Annotated in this window: 20 protein-coding genes; 13 read left to right on the forward strand and 7 right to left on the reverse strand. The window is 65.7% G+C overall.

Translation table 11 applies throughout. From position 1 onward, the window contains the following. Positions 1–17 precede the first annotated feature (17 nt). Together pstS and phnA are read right to left on the reverse strand one after the other, a co-directional pair. On the reverse strand, positions 18–1,049 hold the full coding sequence (pstS, locus tag METLW4_RS0104675; protein ID WP_018265043.1) for a phosphate ABC transporter substrate-binding protein PstS: 1,032 nt from the start codon (positions 1,047–1,049) through the stop codon (positions 18–20). A gap of 45 nt (positions 1,050–1,094) precedes the next feature. Beyond that, positions 1,095–2,312: a phosphonoacetate hydrolase gene (gene phnA / locus METLW4_RS0104680; RefSeq protein WP_026191253.1), complete on the reverse strand. Its 1,218-nt coding sequence runs from the start codon at positions 2,310–2,312 to the stop codon at positions 1,095–1,097. A 195-nt stretch (positions 2,313–2,507) separates the two neighbouring features. Here phnA and METLW4_RS24000 point away from each other — a divergent pair, with 195 nt between their 5' ends. Then, positions 2,508–3,419, forward strand: coding sequence for a LysR substrate-binding domain-containing protein (locus tag METLW4_RS24000; protein ID WP_018265045.1), 912 nt, complete (start codon positions 2,508–2,510; stop codon positions 3,417–3,419). Here the strand turns inward: METLW4_RS24000 and METLW4_RS24005 are convergent. From METLW4_RS24005 to METLW4_RS0104710, 5 genes are all read right to left on the reverse strand, one after another. Then, entirely contained in the window at positions 3,396–3,698 is a 303-nt protein-coding gene (locus tag METLW4_RS24005) for a hypothetical protein (protein WP_018265046.1), read from the reverse strand. The genes METLW4_RS24000 and METLW4_RS24005 overlap by 24 nt on opposite strands. A gap of 78 nt (positions 3,699–3,776) precedes the next feature. Further along, entirely contained in the window at positions 3,777–4,577 is an 801-nt protein-coding gene (gene rlmB / locus METLW4_RS0104695; RefSeq protein WP_018265047.1) for a 23S rRNA (guanosine(2251)-2'-O)-methyltransferase RlmB, read from the reverse strand. Further along, a complete protein-coding gene (locus tag METLW4_RS0104700) occupies positions 4,574–5,440 on the reverse strand; it encodes a 4-(cytidine 5'-diphospho)-2-C-methyl-D-erythritol kinase (RefSeq protein ID WP_018265048.1) in 867 nt (288 codons plus the stop codon). Before METLW4_RS0104700 ends, rlmB begins: the two co-directional genes overlap by 4 nt. Positions 5,441–5,659: 219 nt before the next feature. Further along, the gene (locus METLW4_RS0104705; RefSeq protein WP_018265049.1) at positions 5,660–6,085 is read right to left on the reverse strand and encodes a DoxX family protein; all 426 of its coding nucleotides are present in this window, start codon (positions 6,083–6,085) and stop codon (positions 5,660–5,662) included. A 58-nt stretch (positions 6,086–6,143) separates the two neighbouring features. Further along, the gene (locus tag METLW4_RS0104710; RefSeq protein WP_018265050.1) at positions 6,144–6,842 is read right to left on the reverse strand and encodes a pirin family protein; all 699 of its coding nucleotides are present in this window, start codon (positions 6,840–6,842) and stop codon (positions 6,144–6,146) included. 112 nt (positions 6,843–6,954) lie between these two features. Between METLW4_RS0104710 and METLW4_RS0104715 the strand changes: the two genes are divergently transcribed. From METLW4_RS0104715 to arsB, 12 genes are all read left to right on the forward strand, one after another. After that, positions 6,955–7,884 carry a LysR family transcriptional regulator gene (locus METLW4_RS0104715; protein WP_018265051.1) on the forward strand — a complete coding sequence of 310 codons (930 nt, stop codon included), beginning with the start codon at positions 6,955–6,957 and terminating at the stop codon, positions 7,882–7,884. Positions 7,885–7,963: 79 nt separating this feature from the next. Continuing rightward, positions 7,964–8,380 carry a DUF2946 family protein gene (locus METLW4_RS0104720; protein ID WP_018265052.1) on the forward strand — a complete coding sequence of 139 codons (417 nt, stop codon included), beginning with the start codon at positions 7,964–7,966 and terminating at the stop codon, positions 8,378–8,380. A 72-nt stretch (positions 8,381–8,452) separates the two neighbouring features. Beyond that, complete coding sequence (locus tag METLW4_RS0104725; protein WP_018265053.1) at positions 8,453–8,953, forward strand: RNA polymerase sigma factor; 501 nt, start codon at positions 8,453–8,455, stop codon at positions 8,951–8,953. A gap of 93 nt (positions 8,954–9,046) precedes the next feature. Beyond that, positions 9,047–9,994 (forward strand): FecR family protein, encoded by a 948-nt coding sequence (locus METLW4_RS0104730; protein WP_018265054.1) that lies wholly within the window; start codon positions 9,047–9,049, stop codon positions 9,992–9,994. A 171-nt stretch (positions 9,995–10,165) separates the two neighbouring features. Beyond that, positions 10,166–12,667: a TonB-dependent siderophore receptor gene (locus METLW4_RS0104735; RefSeq protein ID WP_018265055.1), complete on the forward strand. Its 2,502-nt coding sequence runs from the start codon at positions 10,166–10,168 to the stop codon at positions 12,665–12,667. A gap of 157 nt (positions 12,668–12,824) precedes the next feature. Beyond that, positions 12,825–13,805: an MbnP family copper-binding protein gene (locus METLW4_RS0104740; protein ID WP_157234900.1), complete on the forward strand. Its 981-nt coding sequence runs from the start codon at positions 12,825–12,827 to the stop codon at positions 13,803–13,805. Between the two features lie 23 nt (positions 13,806–13,828). Then, positions 13,829–14,950: a methanobactin export MATE transporter MbnM gene (locus METLW4_RS0104745; RefSeq protein WP_018265057.1), complete on the forward strand. Its 1,122-nt coding sequence runs from the start codon at positions 13,829–13,831 to the stop codon at positions 14,948–14,950. A gap of 297 nt (positions 14,951–15,247) precedes the next feature. After that, positions 15,248–15,610, forward strand: coding sequence for a hypothetical protein (locus tag METLW4_RS24010; protein WP_157234902.1), 363 nt, complete (start codon positions 15,248–15,250; stop codon positions 15,608–15,610). A 59-nt stretch (positions 15,611–15,669) separates the two neighbouring features. Beyond that, a complete protein-coding gene (locus METLW4_RS0104760) occupies positions 15,670–16,014 on the forward strand; it encodes an ArsR/SmtB family transcription factor (RefSeq protein WP_018265060.1) in 345 nt (114 codons plus the stop codon). Further along, on the forward strand, positions 16,011–16,523 hold the full coding sequence (locus METLW4_RS0104765; protein WP_018265061.1) for an ArsI/CadI family heavy metal resistance metalloenzyme: 513 nt from the start codon (positions 16,011–16,013) through the stop codon (positions 16,521–16,523). The genes METLW4_RS0104760 and METLW4_RS0104765 overlap by 4 nt, the downstream gene beginning before the upstream one ends. Next, the gene (gene arsC, locus METLW4_RS0104770) at positions 16,520–16,957 is read left to right on the forward strand and encodes an arsenate reductase (glutaredoxin) (RefSeq protein ID WP_026191256.1); all 438 of its coding nucleotides are present in this window, start codon (positions 16,520–16,522) and stop codon (positions 16,955–16,957) included. The genes METLW4_RS0104765 and arsC overlap by 4 nt, the downstream gene beginning before the upstream one ends. 123 nt (positions 16,958–17,080) lie before the next feature. Beyond that, positions 17,081–18,115 carry an ACR3 family arsenite efflux transporter gene (gene arsB / locus METLW4_RS0104775; protein WP_018265063.1) on the forward strand — a complete coding sequence of 345 codons (1,035 nt, stop codon included), beginning with the start codon at positions 17,081–17,083 and terminating at the stop codon, positions 18,113–18,115. Positions 18,116–18,137 lie beyond the last annotated feature (22 nt).

Consider the following 18,137-nt stretch of genomic DNA (forward strand, 5'->3'; position numbering starts at 1 on the left):
AGCGCGCGAGCCGGCGATCAGTCCTTGGCGCCGAAGGCCAGCTTCTGACGCCAGGCCGCTCTGATCTGATCCTTCACCGCATGCGGCAGCGGGATATATTGCAGAGCCTTGGCCGCCTTGTCGCCATGGGCGAAGGCCCAGTCGAAGAATTTCAGCACGGCCGCCGTTCGCTCCGCCTTCGCCGGCGCTTTCGGCGCCAGCACGAAGGTCGCCGTCACCAGAGGCCAGCTTTTCTCGCCCGGCATATTGGTGAGATCGACGGCGAAATTATCAGTGGCCGCCCAATCCGCATTGGCCGCCGCCGCGGCGAAGCTCTCCTCATTCGGCGCGACATATTTGCCGGCGCGATTGAGCAGCTTGGCCGGCGCGAGATGATTGGTCGTCACATAGGAATTCTCGGCGTAGCCGATCGAGCCCAAGGTGCGCGGAACCTCGCCCGCCGTGCCGGCGCTGCCATGCACGCCGACGCCGCTCGGCCATTCCAGCGTCAGCGCGACGCCCATGCGCGTCTTCCACGCCTCGCTCATCTTGGAGAGATAGCGCGACAGCGCGAAGGTCGTTCCAGAAGCGTTGGAATGATGGATCGGGACGATCAGCAGATCGGGAAGCGCGAGGCCGTGATTGAGCGCGACGATCCGCGGATCGTTCCATCGCGTGATCGCGCCGAGATAGATGTCGGCGATGGCCGGCCCGTCGAGCTTCAGCGCATTGGCGCCGACACCGGGGATATTGACGATGATGTCCAGGCCGCCGACGACGGTCGGAAATTGCAGAAGATCGGCCTCTTCTATGCGCTTTGCTTCCATGGCGACGTCGGAGGCGCCGAAGTCGACGGTTCCCGCCGCGGCCTGCTTTTGGCCGACGCCGGAGCCGGTCGCCTGATAATTCACTTGCACGCCGACGCTCGGCTTCGCCTCCTGCGCCCAGCGCGTGTAGATGGGCGCGGCGAAAGCGGAGCCCGTTCCCGCAAGGGAAATCTCCGCGCGCGCGGCGTCGAGACTCGATATTGCGGCGATCGAGATGATAAAAATGCTGCAGGCGTTACGCATGGTCGTTCGTCCTGTGGCGAGAAAAAATCACGAATGTCGCGCGCGTCAGATCACGCGGTTGAGCGCGAGCGCGAAGACGTCGAAATTCCGCAGGCGCGCATTGCTCTCGCGTCTGACGGGACGATTGAGGAGCAGCGGAACCTGCTGCTCCGAGAGGCCGCCATGCGAGCGCAGCGGCGCGGTCAATCCGCCGAGGTCATGGCTCTTTGCGGATGTGCCGAGCGTGAAGAGGCGTTTCGCCAGCACGACGAGATCGCCGACGCGCTCATTGGGCAATTCGAAGCGCGCGCAGGCGGTCCGATTGTCGAGCACATGATCGACGCCTTCGAGCGCGGCGACGCATTGCGTCGCCTCGTCGAGAATAGAGGCGGGCGCCGAGACGGTCGCATAGGAGCCGAGCGCGCCGTGATGCACGACATAAGGATCGGTGATCGGCAGGATCACGCGGCATGTCCCGGCGCCGAAGCGCATGTCCAGCACGTCTTGCAGAAAGACGATATTGGGACGGCCGATCGAATCCGTCTTGGCGTTCATGCCGTGATCGGCGGTGATTCCGACGACGGCGCCCATCGCGTCGAGCTGCGTGAGATATTTGTCGAGCATCGCATAGAAGGCGTTGGCGGCGGGCGTTCCGGGCGCATGCTTGTGCTGCACATAATCCGTCGTCGAGAGATACATGATGTCCGGCCGCATCGTCTTCATCAGCCAGACGCCGGCGGCGAGAACGAATTCCGACAATTCCGCGCTATAGACGGCGGGCAGCGGAAGACCGATCTCGGCGAGAAGATTATCGACGCCGTTTTGCGCGAGCGTCGCCTCATTGGCCTTCTCGGCGGAGAAGCGAACGCCCTCGAGCCCGCAGCCGAGCAGAGCGCTGAGCTTGTCCTTCGCGGTCACAGTCGCGACCTTGCGGCCGGCCTTGGAGAATTCGGCGAGGATCGTCGGCGCGCGCAGATATTTCGCGTCGTTCATCAGCACTTCGACGCCCTGCTCGGGATCGAAGAAATAATTGCCGCAAATGCCATGGACGCTGGGCGGCGCGCCGGTCACGATGGAGAGATTATTGGGATTGGTGAAGGAGGGCATCACGCAATCGGCCGTGAGCACGGCGCCGCGCTCGCCGAGGCCGGCGAAGAAAGGCGCGACGCCGGCGCGGATCGCCTGATTGATATATTCCTGCTCGCATCCGTCGATGCAGACGACGACGGTCGGCTCGGAGGGCGCGGCGTAGCGCCTTCCGTTGATGGTGATCTCGGCTGTCATTTTCGCGCCCCGCATTCTCTCGTCGCATCATTGGCGACTTCGCTTCGGCGCTGGTTCATCTAGCAGGCGAGGACGTCATCTCGAAACGAATAAATCTCACAGGCCCTGTGAGCGGAGCCGATATGCTTCACAAAAGCGTCACATCCGCAGGATGTTCATCGCGGATACGGCGTATGAGAGAGCGAGTGACATGAGATGGCGCGCAAGCCGCTACCGCTGAAAATGCTGCAGACGCTCGAGGCCGTGGTGCGGCTCGACGGCGTCTCCAACGCCGCCAGGGAGCTCGGCGTCACCCATGGCGCGGTGAGCCGGCAGATCGCCGCGCTCGAGGAATGGCTCGGGCGCGCATTGTTCGAGCGTGATCGCGGACGTTTGCGTCCGCTCGACGAAACGCGCGAATTCGTCGCCGTCATCACCGACGGCTTCGAGCGTATGGATGCGGCCATGGGACGCGTCGCGACGGCGCGGCGGCGTCTCAAAGTCTTCGCCCATGCGACTTTCGCGATGCATTGGCTGGTGCCGCGGCTCGAGCAATTCTACGCGCTGCATCCCGATATCGATGTGCATGTGCAGACGCGTCAGACCGGAGAAGATCCCGCTCTCGCCTTTTTCGATGTCGCGATCATGCGCGGCTCCGAGCAGATCGGCAATTGGGAGTCCGCTTCCGTGCTGCAAGAGACGCTCACTCTGCTGACGACGCGTCGCCATGCGGAGACGCTCGCCGCGCAAGGCGTCGCCGCTCTCCTCGGCGAGACATTCGCCGTCAGCGACACGCGGCCGGGCGAGACCGAGCGATGGCTCGAGGCGGCGCGACTGCCGCCTTTGCAAAAATGGCGCGTGCGTCGCTTCGGCCATTTTCACACGGCGTTGATGGCGGTTCTCAACGGGCAGGGCGTCGCTGTCGGGCCGATCGAGCTGACAGCGGGACAGACCGCGGAAGGATCGCTCGCCGCGCCTTTTCCGCAGATCGTCGCGCCCGGTCCGCGTCATGTCGCCTTCATCGATCCGCAATCGGAGAGCTATCCGATCGCCAAGCGTTTCGTGCTCTGGCTGCGAGAGGCGGCGGGCGCGGCGGACCGAGGCTCAATAGACGAATTTCGACGATGATCCGCGGCCGCGCGGGGCGGGGCCGCTCTGCGCGCCCGGCTTGCCTTCGACGCCCGGCGCGCCGGCGGCGAGGGCGCTCGCATCCAGCGCGAAGCCTTCGTTCTCGTCGATGAAGCTCGAGCGTCCTTCCACGGATTTCTGCGTCACCGTGCTCGGCGTCACATTTTGTCCGACGGCCGGGCCGGAGGTGCGGCCGCGCTGCGTCATCTGAGTCTCGGCGACGGCGGCGCCGCCGAAAATCAGAACGAGGCTCGTCGAAACGAGCGCGAGCTTGCACATGGCGTCTCCTCCTTCGCGAATTCGATCCGCCCCTTACATCGAACCGGCGGGCCGGGCGGCAAGCGGAGGCGTTTCGCCTCAGCCGAGGCGAAGTCGCAGCGCCATCAGAGCGGCGGCGCAGGCGTTGGAGACATTGAGGCTCTTGATCGGTCCCGGCATGTCGAGCCGCGCGAGAATATCGCAGCGCTCGCGCGTCAGACGGCGCAGGCCCTTGCCTTCTGCGCCCAGCACCAGCGCCAGCGGCTTGCGCAGCGGGCTCGCCTCCAGCGGCTGCGGACCTTCCGAATCGAGGCCGACGATCAGAAAATCGCGCTCCGCCAATTGCTCGAGCGCGCGGGCGAGATTGACGATGGAGACGATCGTCACATGCTCGAGCGCGCCGGAGGCGGCCTTGGCGAGCACGCCGGTGAAATCCGGGCTGTGGCGCTCGGTCACGATCAGCGCATCGACGGCGAAGGCCGCCGCCGTGCGCAGAATCGCGCCGACATTGTGCGGATCGGTCACTTGATCGAGCACGAGGATGAGGCCGCTCTTCGGCTCTATGTCGGCGATCTCCGCCTCCGGCAGCGGGCGCGCCTCCAGCATCAGCCCTTGATGCACGCTCTCCTCGCCGAGCCGTTGCGACAGCGCGCGCGGGTCCACGATCTTCGGCGTGAGGCCGGCGGCGGCGGCGAGCGGCGCGATGCGCTCGGCGGCGTTCTCCGTCGCATAGAGCGCCAGCAATTTGCGCCGTCCTGCGATGAGAGCCTCGCGCACAGCATGGGCGCCGTAGAGCACGACGACATCCGCTCCGGGGCGGCGGAAGGGCGTCTCCTCTTTCGGCGGATGGCGCGGCGGCGGGCGGCGGCCGCGGTCCTTGCCGGCGGGCGGACGGCTCATCGCAGCACCGCCGTTTTTACCCACCAGTCGGCGTGCTGGCGGCGGATCACCGCCGCCGCGCGGGCGGCCGCCTGACGGGTGGAGAAAAGAGCGAAGCAGGTCGCGCCGGAGCCGGACATTCGCGCGAGCCGGCAACCCTTGGCGGCGGACAGCACGGCGAGCGCGTCGACGATGACGGGCGCCTCGACGCAGGCGGCGTCCTCCATGTCGTTGCGGCCGCGGCGCAGCGCCGCCGCTATCCCCTCCGCGCCCAGCGCCGCCGCGATCTCGGGATGCGGAGCCGCGCCGGTCGTTTCGCCCGGGGCGAGGCCGAGGCGGGTGAAGACGCCGCGCGTCTCAACCGGCGCGCCGGGATTGATGAGCAAGGCGGGCAGCGGCGGCAGGCCGAGTGGGGCGCCGATGGTCTCGCCGCGGCCGAGCATGTAGCGGGCGCGAGGGCAAAGGCAGACGGGCACGTCGGAGCCGGTGGCGCGGGCGGCCTCCAGCAGGCGCGGATCATCCGCGGCGAGCCCATTGGCGCGGGCGAGCAGCCGCAGCGCCGCGGCGGCGTCCGAGGAGCCGCCGCCTATGCCGGCCGCGACCGGCAGATATTTGGTGAGATGAAAGGCGCCGAGACGCAGGCCGGGGACGCGCTCCGCGAGATGCTGGGCGGCGCGCAGCACCAGATTATCGGCGTCCGAGCCGGCGGCTGCGGCGGTGGGACCGTCCACGGCCAGCGACAGCGCCTCGCCGGGCTCGAGACGCAGGCTGTCTCCGGCGCCGGAGAAGGCCACGAGGCTCTCGAGCTCGTGATAGCCGTCGGCGCGGCGGCCGAGAATGTGAAGCGTCAGATTGATCTTGGCGGGGGCGCGCGTCGCGAGCATGAATTCCGGTGTCTCGGCCTATGGAACGGTCCGGGCGCGCCGGAAGCGGGCGACAGATGCGCCGCCCGCGCCGGACCTGTCAAGAACGCGCCGACCTCCAGCTAGACCGCCGATGCGGCCGAAATTCGACCGGGCGTCATACGAATGCGCGTGGCGTGCGCGTTCTCCGAAACCCGCTCGCGGATGGCTGCGCGCATCGTCGAGCGTGTGGGTTGCCGGTTATCGCACCGAGCCGACCGCCTGTCCTTCTGCGTGAGGGAGCCTGACGGCGAAGGCGCCGGGGCCGAGCAGGGCCTGCACGATCAGGAGCGCCGTCCACAGCGCTGGAAACTCCCATCCGCCATTGGCGTTGGAGAACAGCCAGCCATTGGGCAGATGCACGAGCAGCGCGCCGATCATCACGGGAATGAGCGCGACGGACACGATGCGCGTGAGCGCGCCGAAGATCAATGCGAGGCCGCCGCCGATCTCCGCGGCCACGACCACATAGGCGAGCAGCGAGGGATAGCCGAGCTGCTCGAAGAATTTCGCTGTTCCAGGCAGGGTGAACACGAAGACTTTGAGCAGCCCATGCGCGAGAAACAGCGCGCCGAGGCTCACGCGCAGCAGCAGAGCAGCGTAATCCGCATTGCGAACATTGGTCATTCTCTCGATCCTTCTTTCATGATTTGCGAAGGCCGGCGCGTCGGCGCCGGCTCGTGTGTCACGCGGCGTCGACGAGGACGATCTCGCTGTCCTCGAGCGCGGCGACGCGCAGAATGTCGACATCGCTGATCGCCGCGCCGTCGCGGGCGTTCACGCGCACATCGTCGATCCGCACGGCGCCGACAGCCGGCACGAGATAGGCTTTGCGCGCGCGGCCGAGCGCATATTCCGCCGTCTCGCCGGCCCGCAGCGTCGCGCCGACGACGCGCGCGGCTGTGCGGATCGGCAGCGCGTCGCCGTCGTTGTCGAAGCCGGAGGCCAGGGTGACGAAGCGGCCCGAACGATCTCCCTTGGGGAAGGGACGGGAGCCCCAGGCGGGCGCGCCGCCGCGGGTCGTCGGCAGAATCCAGATCTGAAAGATCCGGGTCGGCTCATTCTCGAGATTATATTCGGAATGCGCGACGCCGGAGCCCGCGCTCATCACCTGCACGTCGCCGGCCTCGGTGCGGCCCTTGTTGCCGAGGCTATCCTGATGCGTGATCGCGCCCTCGCGGACATAGGTGACGATCTCCATGTCGCGATGCGGATGCGTCGGAAAGCCCGTGTGCGGTGCGATCGTGTCGTCGTTCCAGACGCGCAGATCGCCCCAATGCATCCGTCTGGCGTCGTGATAGTCGGCGAATGAGAAATGATGCTTGGCGTCGAGCCAGCCGTGATCGGCGCCGCCGAGGCTGTCGAAAGGTCTCAGTTCGATCATTGCAAATCTCCTGTCGCGACATCGGTCGCTGTCGATGGAGACGGATTTAAGAGTTGCGCGCCCTTCTGTTCAGTCGGATAATTTTGGTCGAACTGTTCGAGAAAGTTGAAAAGTGAGCAATCCGGGCGCGCCCAGCCTCGACCAGCTGACCATCTTCCTGGCCATTGTCGACGCCGGCAGCTTCGCCGGCGCGGCGCGGCGGTTGAATCGCGCCGTCTCGGTGATCAGCTATGGAATCGCCAATCTCGAGGCGCAGCTCGGCATAGAGCTGTTCGAGCGCGAGGGAACGCGCAAGCCGCGGCTCACCGTGGCGGGGCGCGCGCTGCTGGCGGAGGCGCGGGCGATCTCGCGCGGCGTCGAGGATTTGCGCGCCAAGGTCAAAGGCCTGCTCGAGGGGCTGGAGGCGGAGGTCGATCTCGCTGTCGATGTGATGCTGCCGACGGAGCGGGTGGGGACCGTGCTGCGGGAATTCGCGGGGCGATTCCCGACCGTGCAGCTGCGGCTGCATGTGGAGGCGCTCGGCGCGGTCACGGCGATGGTGCAGGGCGGCGCGGCGATGATCGGCGTGTCCGGCCCGCTCGCGCTCGGCGTCGAGGGGATTGAGAGCATAGCGGCCGGATCGGTCGCGCTGATCCCGGTGGCGGCTCCCGATCATCCTCTGGGGCGCATGGCGCGCATCCCGCCCGGCGCCGCGCGCGAGCATACGCAGCTCGTGCTCACGGATCGCTCGCGCTTCACCGAGGGGCGCGATTTCTCGGTGGTCAGCCCGCGCAGCTGGCGTCTCGCCGATCTCGGCGCGAAGCACGCCCTGCTGCGCGAGGGCGTCGGCTGGGGCAACATGCCTCTGCAAATGGTCGCGGACGATCTGGCGTCGGGCGCGCTCGTGCGGCTGGCCATGTCGGATCAACGGGGCGGAATTTATCGCTTCTCGTGCATTTGGCGGCGCGAGGCTCCGCCGGGGCCGGCCGCCACCTGGCTGGTCGATCGCTTCGTCGCGCTGGGCGCGGAGGATTTGCCGGTCGAAGGGCTGAGCGACGTTTGAGCTCGGCGCCGCCGGCCGGAGCCGCGCGCTCCGAGCCCGGGTCTTGACGGCCGTCCGCCGATCATGGACCCTTTTCGGCATGGCGAAGCTATGGGCGATTTGGGGACGGCTGGCGCGCATGCTCGCGCTGAGCGGGATCGTCGCGCTTTTTCTCGCGCAGGCGGTCGCCTCCGCGCGTCCCGACGCGTCGAGCTTCGGCGGCTCCGCCTCGCTCTCCTCGTCGGACCGGCTCTGCCGTTCGGCCGCCACCGAGGCGGCTCATGACGTCGCCGACGCCCATGGCGGTCATACGGGCGGGGGCCATCATTGCGACTCGTGCCCCGCCATCTGCGGCGGTGGCGCGGCGGACGCCATTGTCGCGCCCCTTCGGCTCGGCGCGGCTCTGCCCCATGCGCCGCCCGCCGTCGTGGCGTCGCGGGCGGTCGAGGCTCCGGCTCGCCGCCGGCCCGGCTGGCGCTGGTCCTGGTCGTCGCGCGCGCCGCCGCTCGGCGCCTGATCGCGCCGCTCGACGCGACGGCGCCGCGCTCTTCCCGCCGCCAATCCTTTCGCACGCATTCGGACGCCGCGCATGTCGGACAGCAAATTCTTGTCGTTCCGCGAGCTTTTCCTCCGCAACAAGCGCGGCCTGCTCGCTTTTCTGACGCGCCGGGTCGGGCGCGAGGAGGCCTCCGATCTGCTGCAGGAGACCTTCGTGCGCGCGCTCCGCCACGATCGTTTCGAGAGCGTCGCCGATTCGACCGCCTTTCTGAAGCAGATCGCCATCAATCTCACCAGGGATTTCGCCCGTCGCCGCAAGACCGAGACTCGCTATCTCGATTTCGGCGATCCGCCCGTCGAAGCGCCCTCGGACGCGGCGACGCCGGAAGAATCGCTCGATCGCCGCCTCGAGGCGCGCATCGTGCTGGAGACGATCGAGGCGCTGCCGCCCCGCTGCCGGGAGGTCTGCGTGATGGTGATGCACGAAGGCGTCTCCCTGAACGAGGCGGCGCGGCGGCTCGGCATTTCCGAGACGATGGCGCGCCGGCACTTGCGGCTCGCGCTGCTGCGCTGCCGGGCGGCGCTCGATTGATTTATTTTGGCGCTCCGGTTTCGTTTTCCGTTCCGGCGCGTCCTATGAGACAGCAGAGGGCGGAGGAGCCGCGGCGATCGATGGCTATGACCAATGACCGACTATAGCGACGGTTTCGATCACGACAGCCCGCGCGTCGCCGCCGTCAATTGGTGGATACGGATGCGGGCCGGGGCGCTTTCGGCCGCCGAAAAGGCCGAATTCGACGCCTGGCGAGCGGCGGACCCCGCCAATGCCGCGGCCTTCGACGATATGGCGGACATGTGCGGCTTCGTGGAGAGGCTCGCGCCGAGCCGGCGTCCCGAGCCGCCGCGCGTCGCTCCCCGTCGCCGGGCCTCGCTGGCCGGCGCGGCGACGATGGCCGTCGCGCTCTGTCTCGCCATGGCGGTCGGCTTCGGCGATCTCGCGACCTGGCTTCGCTCGGACCTCTACGCCGGCGTCGGCGACCGCAAGAGTGTGACGCTGGAGGACGGTTCGCGCGTGGAACTCGACGCGAGGTCGGCCATTGCGCTGCATTTCGAGCCCGGCCGTCGGCGGCTGACGCTGCTCGAGGGCGAAGCCTGGTTCCAAGTCGCGCCGGACGCCGCGCGGCCCTTTGTCGTGGAGGCGGCCGGGGGCTCGGTGACGGCGCTGGGCACGGCCTTTGACATTGCGCTCGACAAGGGCGAGGCGCGCGTCACCGTCACCGAGCACAGCGTCGCGGTCGCGAGCGGCGGCGATTCCGTGGTGGTGGGGGAGGGCGCGCAGAGCGCCTTTTCCGCCGAGCGCGCGGCGCGGCCCGAAGCCGTCGACGTCAAGCGCGCCACGGCTTGGCGGCGCGGCAGGCTGATCTTCGAGAACAAGCCGCTCGGCGAAGTGCTCGCGGCGCTCGGCCGACACCGGCGCGGCTATGTCTATTGCATCGGCGAAGCGAGCTGCGAGCGGCGCGTGACCGGCGTTTTCGACGCCGAGAATCCCGCCCAGGCGCTGCGCGAGATCGAGGCCTTTCTCGGCCTGCGCGCCATTCATGTCACCGACTATCTGATCCTGCTCCACGGCTGAGGCGTTTTTCGCCTCGCGCGAAAAAAATTTGCTCCGCGACGTTTCGTTTTCCGCATCGACCGCGTCCAGCAAGACGGGGGCATTTCAGCGCCCCGAGGCGGACGATCGTTACGGAGATGCGGAGACATGGCGAGGAAGTCGGCGCGCGGCGAGCGGCGAGGTGAAGCGAATATGGGTTCGGCGGTCGCGGCGGCGGCGTTCGGCGCCTTGATGACGGGAGCGGGAGTCTCGGATTCTCCAGCGCAGGCCGCTATTGCGCCGCAGGAGCGCTCGGGCGCGATCCAGAGCTACCGCATTCCCGCGGGCTCGGTGGCCTCGGCGCTGAATGTCATCGCCGATGAGAACGATCTCCATGTGCTCTACGACGCGCGCCTCACCCATGGCCGCATGACGCCGGGGCTTTCCGGCAAATATTCCGTGCAGGAGGCGCTCGGCGCGCTGCTGGCCGGCACCGGCCTCACTTACGAATTCTCGCGCGACGGGCAGGCGGTGTCGATCGTGCTGGCGCAGAACGACGCCGCGACGCAGAACGACGCCAGCGGCGCAGCGGCGCTGCCGCCGATCGACATTGGCGCGCAGACTGGGCGCAAGGACGGCGCGCCGAGTGGCGGCCGCGCGGCGCCGGGGCCGGGCGATCGCTATACCGGCTATAACGCCGCGAGCGCGCCGGCGACTCTGAAGACCGACACGCCGCTGTTGAAGACGCCGATCGCCATCGAGGTGGTGACGCGCCAGACGATGGACGATCAGCAGGCGATTTCAGTCGGTGACGCGCTGCTCTCTAATGTCAGCGGCGTGACTCCGGTCGCCAATGCTTTCGACCTCTTCAAAATTCGCGGCTTCTACAATCCTCTCGGCAATGGCTATAAAAACGGCTTGATGGAGTATCACCTCCGCAATCTCGACACCACTAATCTGCAATCAGTCGAAGTGCTGAAAGGGCCTGCCGCGATGCTGTTCGGCCGCGGCGAGCCGGGCGGCATCGTGAATCTGGTCGTCAAGCGACCGCTCGAGACGCCCTATTATTCGGTGCAGCAGCAGGTGAAATCCTTCAATGGAACGCGCACCACGCTCGACGCCACCGGGCCGCTGACGCAGGACAAAGCGATCCTCTATCGATTCAATGGCGAATTCTACAGCACCGATTCCTATCGTGATTTCGTGAGCGACCGGAATCTCTTCCTCGCGCCGACGATCTCGATTCGTCCGTTCGAGCAATTTCGCATGAACATCGATTTCGAATATCAGAACAGAACCTATGTCGACGATTACGCGATCCTGCCGGCGGTCGGCGGAGGCCCCGCCAATATTCCCATCAGCCGCTATCTCCAGATGCCGTCGATCATGACGACGATGCCCGATCATGTCGACCGAAAGCGCATCGCCTATGACTGGACGTGGGATTTCGCGCCGGACTGGAGCCTCACCAATCGGCTCGGCTATTACAACATCGGCACTCGGAACGAGAATGTCACCGGCGCCGGCTTCAATGCGACGACAGGCGTGCTGACTCGCCTATTGAACTATTTCCCTGGCTACACGGACCAGAGTCTCGCCCTCAATCTCGATCTGAAAGGGAAATTCGCAACCGGGCCGCTCGAGCATTCGATATTGGTCGGCTATGATTATTTCGCGACCATCATGCCGTATTACAATTATTATTTTTTGAACGCCGCCAGCTCGATCAACATTTACGCGCCGTCCTATACGCAGCTCGAGAATCCCTATCGATCTCTCTATTACGGCCAGGCGGGCCAAAAATGGACAGGCGTCTATGGGCAGGACATGATTTCCTTCCTCGACGACACGGTCCATGTGCTGCTAGGCGGACGCTATGATTGGACGGAGACGGGTTCGAACAAAGTCTTCTCCTCTCTCTACGCCGCCCGCAATTCCTACGTGAACAACTATGCCGAGTCCTTCAGTCCGCGCGTCGGCGTCGTCTATCAGCCGCTGCCCTGGCTATCGCTCTACGGCAATTTCACGCAATCTTTCGGCGCGAACAATGGCCTGACCAACCGGCTGATACCGCTCGCGCCGCAAAAGGGCGAGCAATTCGAGGGCGGGCTGAAGGCGGAACTCCTCGACAAGCGCCTCACTTTGACGATGGCCTATTTCGATATCCACAAGACCAATATCCCCTATACGGATCCGACCGACTCGAGCAACACGCTGCTGATCGGCAAAGCGCGCAGCCAGGGTTTCGAATTCGATCTGACGGGACGCATAGACGACAATTGGAGCGTCATCGCCAATTACACGCATGACGACGTGCGCACGGTGCAAGGCGCGAGCTCTTATAATCCGCTGACGCTCAGCGCGACGCAGCTCGCGGTCGCCGGCACGAAGCTGCCCGCGAGCCCGCGCAACTACGGCAATCTCTGGGTGAAATACGACGCTGACGGGCAATTCGACGGATTGAGCCTCGGCGGCGGCGTTACGGTCGTCGAGAGCTCGCTGGGCGACAATGCGAACTCTTTCGTCCTGCCCGGATATACGCTGGTCAATGGAATGATCGCCTATACCGCCAAGGTCGCCGGCTATACGGTGACCGGCCAGCTCAACGTCAAGAACATCGGCAATGTGGTCTATTATCCGACGTCGACGGACCGCTACACAATCATGACCGGCGCCCCCCGCACCTTCCTCGGCTCGCTGCGCGTCGAATTCTGATCGGCGGGCGCCTCGGGGCGGGAGATTTGCGCTGATCGCAAAAAATCTTTCGTCCCGACATTCCCTTTTTGCCGTCTCGCGCGTCCTATGAGGTAGGCGAGTCCCTCGAGAGTTCGCGGTCGGCGGAACGTCCGGCCGATAGATGGAGGAAGTCGAGATGCGGAATTTGCGAAAGCTCGGATTTGCGGCCGTGGCGGCCGGCTATTTTTGCGGCGTTTGCGGGCCGGCGCTCGCCGCCTCCGGCGAGACGAAGCCGGTCTCGATCGCCTTCGCGTTGGTCGACGACGGCAAGGAGGTCGGCTGCGGCGCGCCGCTCGCCAATCTCGGGACGAGCCATCTCGCCGCCAAGCTCCATGATGCGCGTTTCTATGTCTACGGCTTCAAGCTGATCGACGCAAAGGGCAAGCGCACGCCGGTGTCGCTGGAGCAGAGCGAATGGCAATATGGCGACGTCGCTCTGCTCGATTTCAAAGATGCGCGCGGCGGCAATAATCCTTGCACGGCGGGCAATCCGGCCAAGAACGTCCGCATCGTCGGCAGCGCGCCGGCGGGCGCCTATGTCGGCCTCGAATTCTCGGTCGGCGCGCCGGTGGAGACGATCGTCGACGGCAAGCCCGTCGCGATCAATCACTCCAATGTCGAGACCGCGCCGGCTCCGCTCGATGTGGTCGGCATGGCGTGGAACTGGCAGGCCGGCCGCCGCTTCGTGACTTTCGAGTTCGACCCGGAGACGCCCGTCATCAAGGCCGATGGCTCCAAGGCGCGGACCTGGATGGTGCATATCGGCTCCACCGCCTGCAAGGGCAATCCGGCGACCGGCGAGATCGTCTCCTGCGCGCATGAGAACCGTTTCTCCGTGACGCTCGATCGCTTCGACGCCAAGACGCAGCGCGTCGAGCTCGATTTGACCCGCTTGCTCGCGAATTCCGACCTCGCGGTCGACAAGGGCGGCGCGGTCGGCTGCATGGGCGCGCTCGACGATCCCGAATGTTCCGCCGTTTTCGCGGCGCTCGGCCTCAATCTCGGCGACAGCGCAGCGGGCGCCGGCGATGCCGGCAAGCAGGCCAAGCCCGGCGTCTCGTCGATTTTCAAGGTCGGCGCTTCGACGCCGGCGAAAATCGTGGGCGCGAAGCAGTGAGCCGGGCGGCGCTCCTCGGGTCGATGCTCGCCGTCGCGACGGCTTGCGCCGCGACCGCCGAGCCGACGGAATGGAAATGGGAGCTTCCCAAATATGTTCCGCCGCCGCGCGTGCCCGCCGACAATCCCATGTCGGAGGAGAAGTTTCAGCTCGGACGGCGCTTGTTCTTCGACAAGCGCGTCTCGGGCAATGGAACGCTCTCCTGTTCCTCCTGTCATTTGCAGGAGCGCGCCTTCACCGATGGGCGCGTCGTCAGCGTCGGCTCGACCGGCGACAAGACGCCGCGCAATGCGCCGTCGATCGTCAATTCCGGCTGGCATGCGACGCTCACCTGGGCCAATCCGGCGCTGGTGACGCTCGAGCGCCAGATGGAAAATCCGCTCTATGGCGAGCGGCCGATCGAGATGGGCGTCAATGACGCCAATAAGGCGGAGATCGTCGCGCGTTTCCGCAACGACGCGGATTATAAGAAATGGTTCGCCGCCGCTTTTCCCGAGAAGAAGCCGGCCGAGCAAATCTCCTTCGAGACGATCATCAAGGCGATCTCGGCCTTTCAGCGCGGCGTTGTCTCCTTCGACAGCCGCTACGACCAATATCTGCAAGGCAAGATCAAGCTGACGGAGGCGGAGCAGCGCGGGCACGATCTCTATTTCGGCGAGAAGGCGGAATGTCATCACTGCCATGGCAGCGTCAATCTCGACGATCAGTTCGTGCACGCCAAGACGCGCGAGGCGGAGACGCCTTTCCACAACACCGGGCTCTACGACATCGACGGAAAGGGCGCCTATCCAGAGCCCAATCGCGGCCTCTACGACATAACGCAAGACCCGGATGATATGGGCAAGTTCCGCGCGCCGAGTCTGCGCAACATAGCGGTGACGGGCCCTTATATGCATGACGGAACGGTCGCGACGCTCGAGGAGGTCATCGACATCTATGCGCGCGGCGGCCGGAAGATCGCGAGCGGCGCCAAGGTCGGCGACGGCGCGGCCAATCCGTTGAAGAGCCCGCTGATCGTGAAGATCGATCTGACGCCGCAGGAGAAGGCCGATCTGCTCGCCTTTTTGAAGGCGCTCACCGACGAGACTCTGCTCACCTCGCCGCGCTTCTCCGATCCGTGGAAGACGCAGGCCGCGGGGAAATAGCCGGGAGATGAGCGATATTGCGTATTCAGTTGTATGTATTGTGAGCGTATATCATCTATACGGATAGAAATTAAAGACGACCGTGTTCTGCGTTTTGCTTGCCTGAAGTTATTTCTATTATATATTCCTCGTTCATTGGCGTATGCGGCGGTAGAGCAGGGCGCAAGCTCCGATGGCGAGGACGCGCGTCTCGGAGAAGGATGAGCGATTGCTCGTCGAGCGCCGCGTCCGATCGCCGCAAGCGTCGTCCCATTTATTCAAATGTCCTCAGCGACATTCATGCGAGCAGATTTCGACATGACCAATATTGCTCGAGATAGGGAGCCCGGCGACCTCGACCGGGCGCGCGCGGCCGAGGCTCGCGGACTGATCGACGCGCTTCGACCTTGCCTGCCGCTCATGGCGCATCCGCGCGGACGATCATTGGCTTTGTCGATCGCCGCCGCGCGGCGTCGCGGCGCGGACCGGCGATGCACTGTGACCAATATATTCGACGCCGGCGACGCTTTCGGCCTCATGTGCCAAGTCGAGGTCGGCGGCGGCGGCGCGCCCGCGATCTTCGTGGCGCCCATCGACGAGCTGGCGTTCGGGCGGCATCCGATCGCGCGCGCGGTCGCCGATTATCGACGCCGCCGCGCGCGCGTCGTCGGGGCCTCATGAGAGGCGAGGGCGGACGCGCTCGGCCTTGACGTCCTCCATATTTCAAATATATTGGAACTATGGAAAAGAATGACGCCATCACGGCGCTCGTGGCGCTCGCCCACGAGTCTCGGCTCGATATTTTCCGGCTGCTGATGCAGGCCGGTCCCGAAGGGCTTCCCGCGGGGCGGATCAGCGAGCGGCTGGGGCTTCCTTCGACCACGCTGTCCTTCCACCTCAATCAGCTCAAGCACGCCGATCTCGTGACCTTCCGTCGGGACGGCCGCTCGCTGATCTATTCGGCCGCCTATCCCGTCATGAACGCGCTGCTCGCCTATCTGACGGAGAATTGCTGCAAGGGCGACGCCGCCGCTTGCTGCGCCACAGAAGCCGATACGACCTGCCAGACCGAGAGGGTCCCATGAAGCGCCTGCATCTGCATGTCTCCGTCGACGACCTGCCGCGATCCATCCATTTCTACAGCGCGCTGTTCGCCGCCGCGCCGACGATCGAAAAGCCCGATTACGCCAAATGGATGCTGGACGATCCGCGCGTGAATTTCGCCATTTCGGCGCGGGGCGGGTCGAGCCTCGGATTGGAGCATCTCGGCATTCAGGTCGAAACCACGGACGAGCTGCAAGAGGTCTATGGACGCCTGAAGCAGGCGGGCGGGCGCATCTACGAAGAGGGCGCGACCACCTGCTGCTATGCGCAGTCGGAAAAGTCCTGGATCGCCGATCCGCAAGGGCTGATGTGGGAGACCTTCCTCACGACGGGCGAGAGTCCGGTCTATGGCGGCGATCCGGCGCTGGACGCGCTCGAGAGCGAGGCGAAAGCCTGCTGCGCGCCGACGACGCCGCAAGGCGAATGCTGTCCGCCGAAGCCGGAGCTTCCCGCGAAGGCGCCGTGCTGCGGCGCGAAGGAGCCGGCATGAGCGCGACCGATGTGATCGTCTATCACAATCCCGATTGCGGAACGTCGCGCAACACGCTCGGCCTCATCCGCAACGCCGGCATAGAGCCGCATGTGATCGAATATTTGAAGACGCCGCCGACGCGCGCGCTGCTGACCCAGCTCATCGCGCGAATGGGAATATCGACGCGGGCGCTGCTGCGCGAGAAGGGCGCGCCCTTTCACGAGCTCGGACTCGGCGATCCGACGCTGACCGACGAGCAATTGCTCGATGCGATGATGGCGCATCCGATCCTCATCAATCGTCCGATCGTCGTCACTTGCGAGGGCGTGAGGCTGTGCCGTCCGTCGGAGGCGGTTCTGGATATTCTGCCGCTGCCGCAACGCGGCGCGTTCCGCAAGGAGGACGGCGAGCTCGTCGTCGATTCCGAAGGTCGGCGCGCGGCGACGACATGATGCGCCCGCAGGCCGGGTCGCAAAAGCCCTACGATATTCTCGACGAAAGGAACGCCGATGGAATTGCGCGCAGCTCGGGCCGCCACGGGGCCTGATCGTAGCAAAGCGCCCGCTGCGCCCGCCATGGGCGTTTTCGAGCGCTATCTGACCCTATGGGTTGGCCTCTGCATCATCTTCGGCGTCGCGCTCGGCCAGGCGGCTCCCGTCGTCTTTCACGCGATTGGAGAAGCGACGATCGCGCAAGTGAATCTCCCGGTCGCGGCGCTCGTGTGGCTGATGATCGTCCCCATGCTGCTGAAGGTCGACCTCGCGGCGCTGGCAGAGGTGCGCGCGCATTGGCGTGGCGTCGCCGTCACGGTCGGGGTCAATTGGCTGGTGAAGCCCTTCTCGATGGCGCTGCTCGGCTGGCTGTTCATCGCGCATCTGTTCCGGCCCTATCTGCCGGCCGATCAGATCGACGCCTATATCGCCGGCCTCGTTCTGCTGGCTGCGGCGCCTTGCACGGCCATGGTGTTCGTGTGGTCCAACCTCGTCGACGGCGAGCCGCATTTCACTCTTTCGCAGGTCGCGCTCAATGACACGATCATGATTGTCGCCTTCGCGCCGCTGGTCGCTCTGCTGCTCGGCTTGTCGTCCATTGCCGTCCCATGGGGCACGCTGCTGCTGTCGGTCGCGCTCTATATCGTCGCGCCGGTGATCGCCGCGCAGCTCTGGCGGCGTTCGCTGCTGGAGACGGGCGGCGCGGCGGCGCTGGCCGCGACGCTGCGCGCGCTCGGCCCGCTCTCGCTCGCCGCTCTGCTGCTCACACTGGTCATTCTGTTCGGCTTGCAGGGCGAAGAGATCGTGCGGCAACCGCTGGTCATCGCGCTATTGGCGACGCCGATTCTGATCCAGGTGTATTTCAACGCCGGCCTCGCCTATCTCGTCAATCGCCGCCTCGGCGTCGAATGGCGCGTCGCCGGACCTTCCGCGCTGATCGGCGCCAGCAATTTCTTCGAGCTCGCCGTCGCGACGGCGATCGCCCTCTTCGGCTTCCAGTCGGGCGCCGCGCTCGCGACCGTCGTCGGCGTGCTCGTCGAGGTTCCCGTCATGCTCTCCGTCGTCCATATCGTGCGGCGCTCGCGGAATTGGTACGAGGCCGGCGCCCGGGCCCTTTGACGCTTTTCGCGAATTGCGCTAA

This window comes from Methylosinus sp. LW4, assembly GCF_000379125.1.
Taxonomy (GTDB): domain Bacteria; phylum Pseudomonadota; class Alphaproteobacteria; order Rhizobiales; family Beijerinckiaceae; genus Methylosinus.

Coding starts and splice junctions, on each gene's coding strand:
- arsC (WP_026191256.1), top strand. CDS start 16,520: ATGAGCGCGACCGATGTGATCGTCTATCACAATCCCGATTGCGGAACG.
- METLW4_RS0104730 (WP_018265054.1), top strand. CDS start 9,047: ATGACCGACTATAGCGACGGTTTCGATCACGACAGCCCGCGCGTCGCC.
- arsB (WP_018265063.1), top strand. CDS start 17,081: ATGGGCGTTTTCGAGCGCTATCTGACCCTATGGGTTGGCCTCTGCATC.
- METLW4_RS0104765 (WP_018265061.1), top strand. CDS start 16,011: ATGAAGCGCCTGCATCTGCATGTCTCCGTCGACGACCTGCCGCGATCC.
- METLW4_RS0104700 (WP_018265048.1), bottom strand. CDS start 5,440: ATGCTCGCGACGCGCGCCCCCGCCAAGATCAATCTGACGCTTCACATT.
- METLW4_RS0104725 (WP_018265053.1), top strand. CDS start 8,453: ATGTCGGACAGCAAATTCTTGTCGTTCCGCGAGCTTTTCCTCCGCAAC.
- METLW4_RS0104735 (WP_018265055.1), top strand. CDS start 10,166: ATGGGTTCGGCGGTCGCGGCGGCGGCGTTCGGCGCCTTGATGACGGGA.
- rlmB (WP_018265047.1), bottom strand. CDS start 4,577: ATGAGCCGTCCGCCCGCCGGCAAGGACCGCGGCCGCCGCCCGCCGCCG.
- METLW4_RS24000 (WP_018265045.1), top strand. CDS start 2,508: ATGGCGCGCAAGCCGCTACCGCTGAAAATGCTGCAGACGCTCGAGGCC.
- METLW4_RS0104710 (WP_018265050.1), bottom strand. CDS start 6,842: ATGATCGAACTGAGACCTTTCGACAGCCTCGGCGGCGCCGATCACGGC.
- pstS (WP_018265043.1), bottom strand. CDS start 1,049: ATGCGTAACGCCTGCAGCATTTTTATCATCTCGATCGCCGCAATATCG.
- METLW4_RS24005 (WP_018265046.1), bottom strand. CDS start 3,698: ATGTGCAAGCTCGCGCTCGTTTCGACGAGCCTCGTTCTGATTTTCGGC.
- METLW4_RS0104720 (WP_018265052.1), top strand. CDS start 7,964: ATGGCGAAGCTATGGGCGATTTGGGGACGGCTGGCGCGCATGCTCGCG.
- METLW4_RS0104760 (WP_018265060.1), top strand. CDS start 15,670: ATGGAAAAGAATGACGCCATCACGGCGCTCGTGGCGCTCGCCCACGAG.
- METLW4_RS0104740 (WP_157234900.1), top strand. CDS start 12,825: ATGCGGAATTTGCGAAAGCTCGGATTTGCGGCCGTGGCGGCCGGCTAT.
- phnA (WP_026191253.1), bottom strand. CDS start 2,312: ATGACAGCCGAGATCACCATCAACGGAAGGCGCTACGCCGCGCCCTCC.
- METLW4_RS24010 (WP_157234902.1), top strand. CDS start 15,248: ATGACCAATATTGCTCGAGATAGGGAGCCCGGCGACCTCGACCGGGCG.
- METLW4_RS0104745 (WP_018265057.1), top strand. CDS start 13,829: ATGCTCGCCGTCGCGACGGCTTGCGCCGCGACCGCCGAGCCGACGGAA.
- METLW4_RS0104705 (WP_018265049.1), bottom strand. CDS start 6,085: ATGACCAATGTTCGCAATGCGGATTACGCTGCTCTGCTGCTGCGCGTG.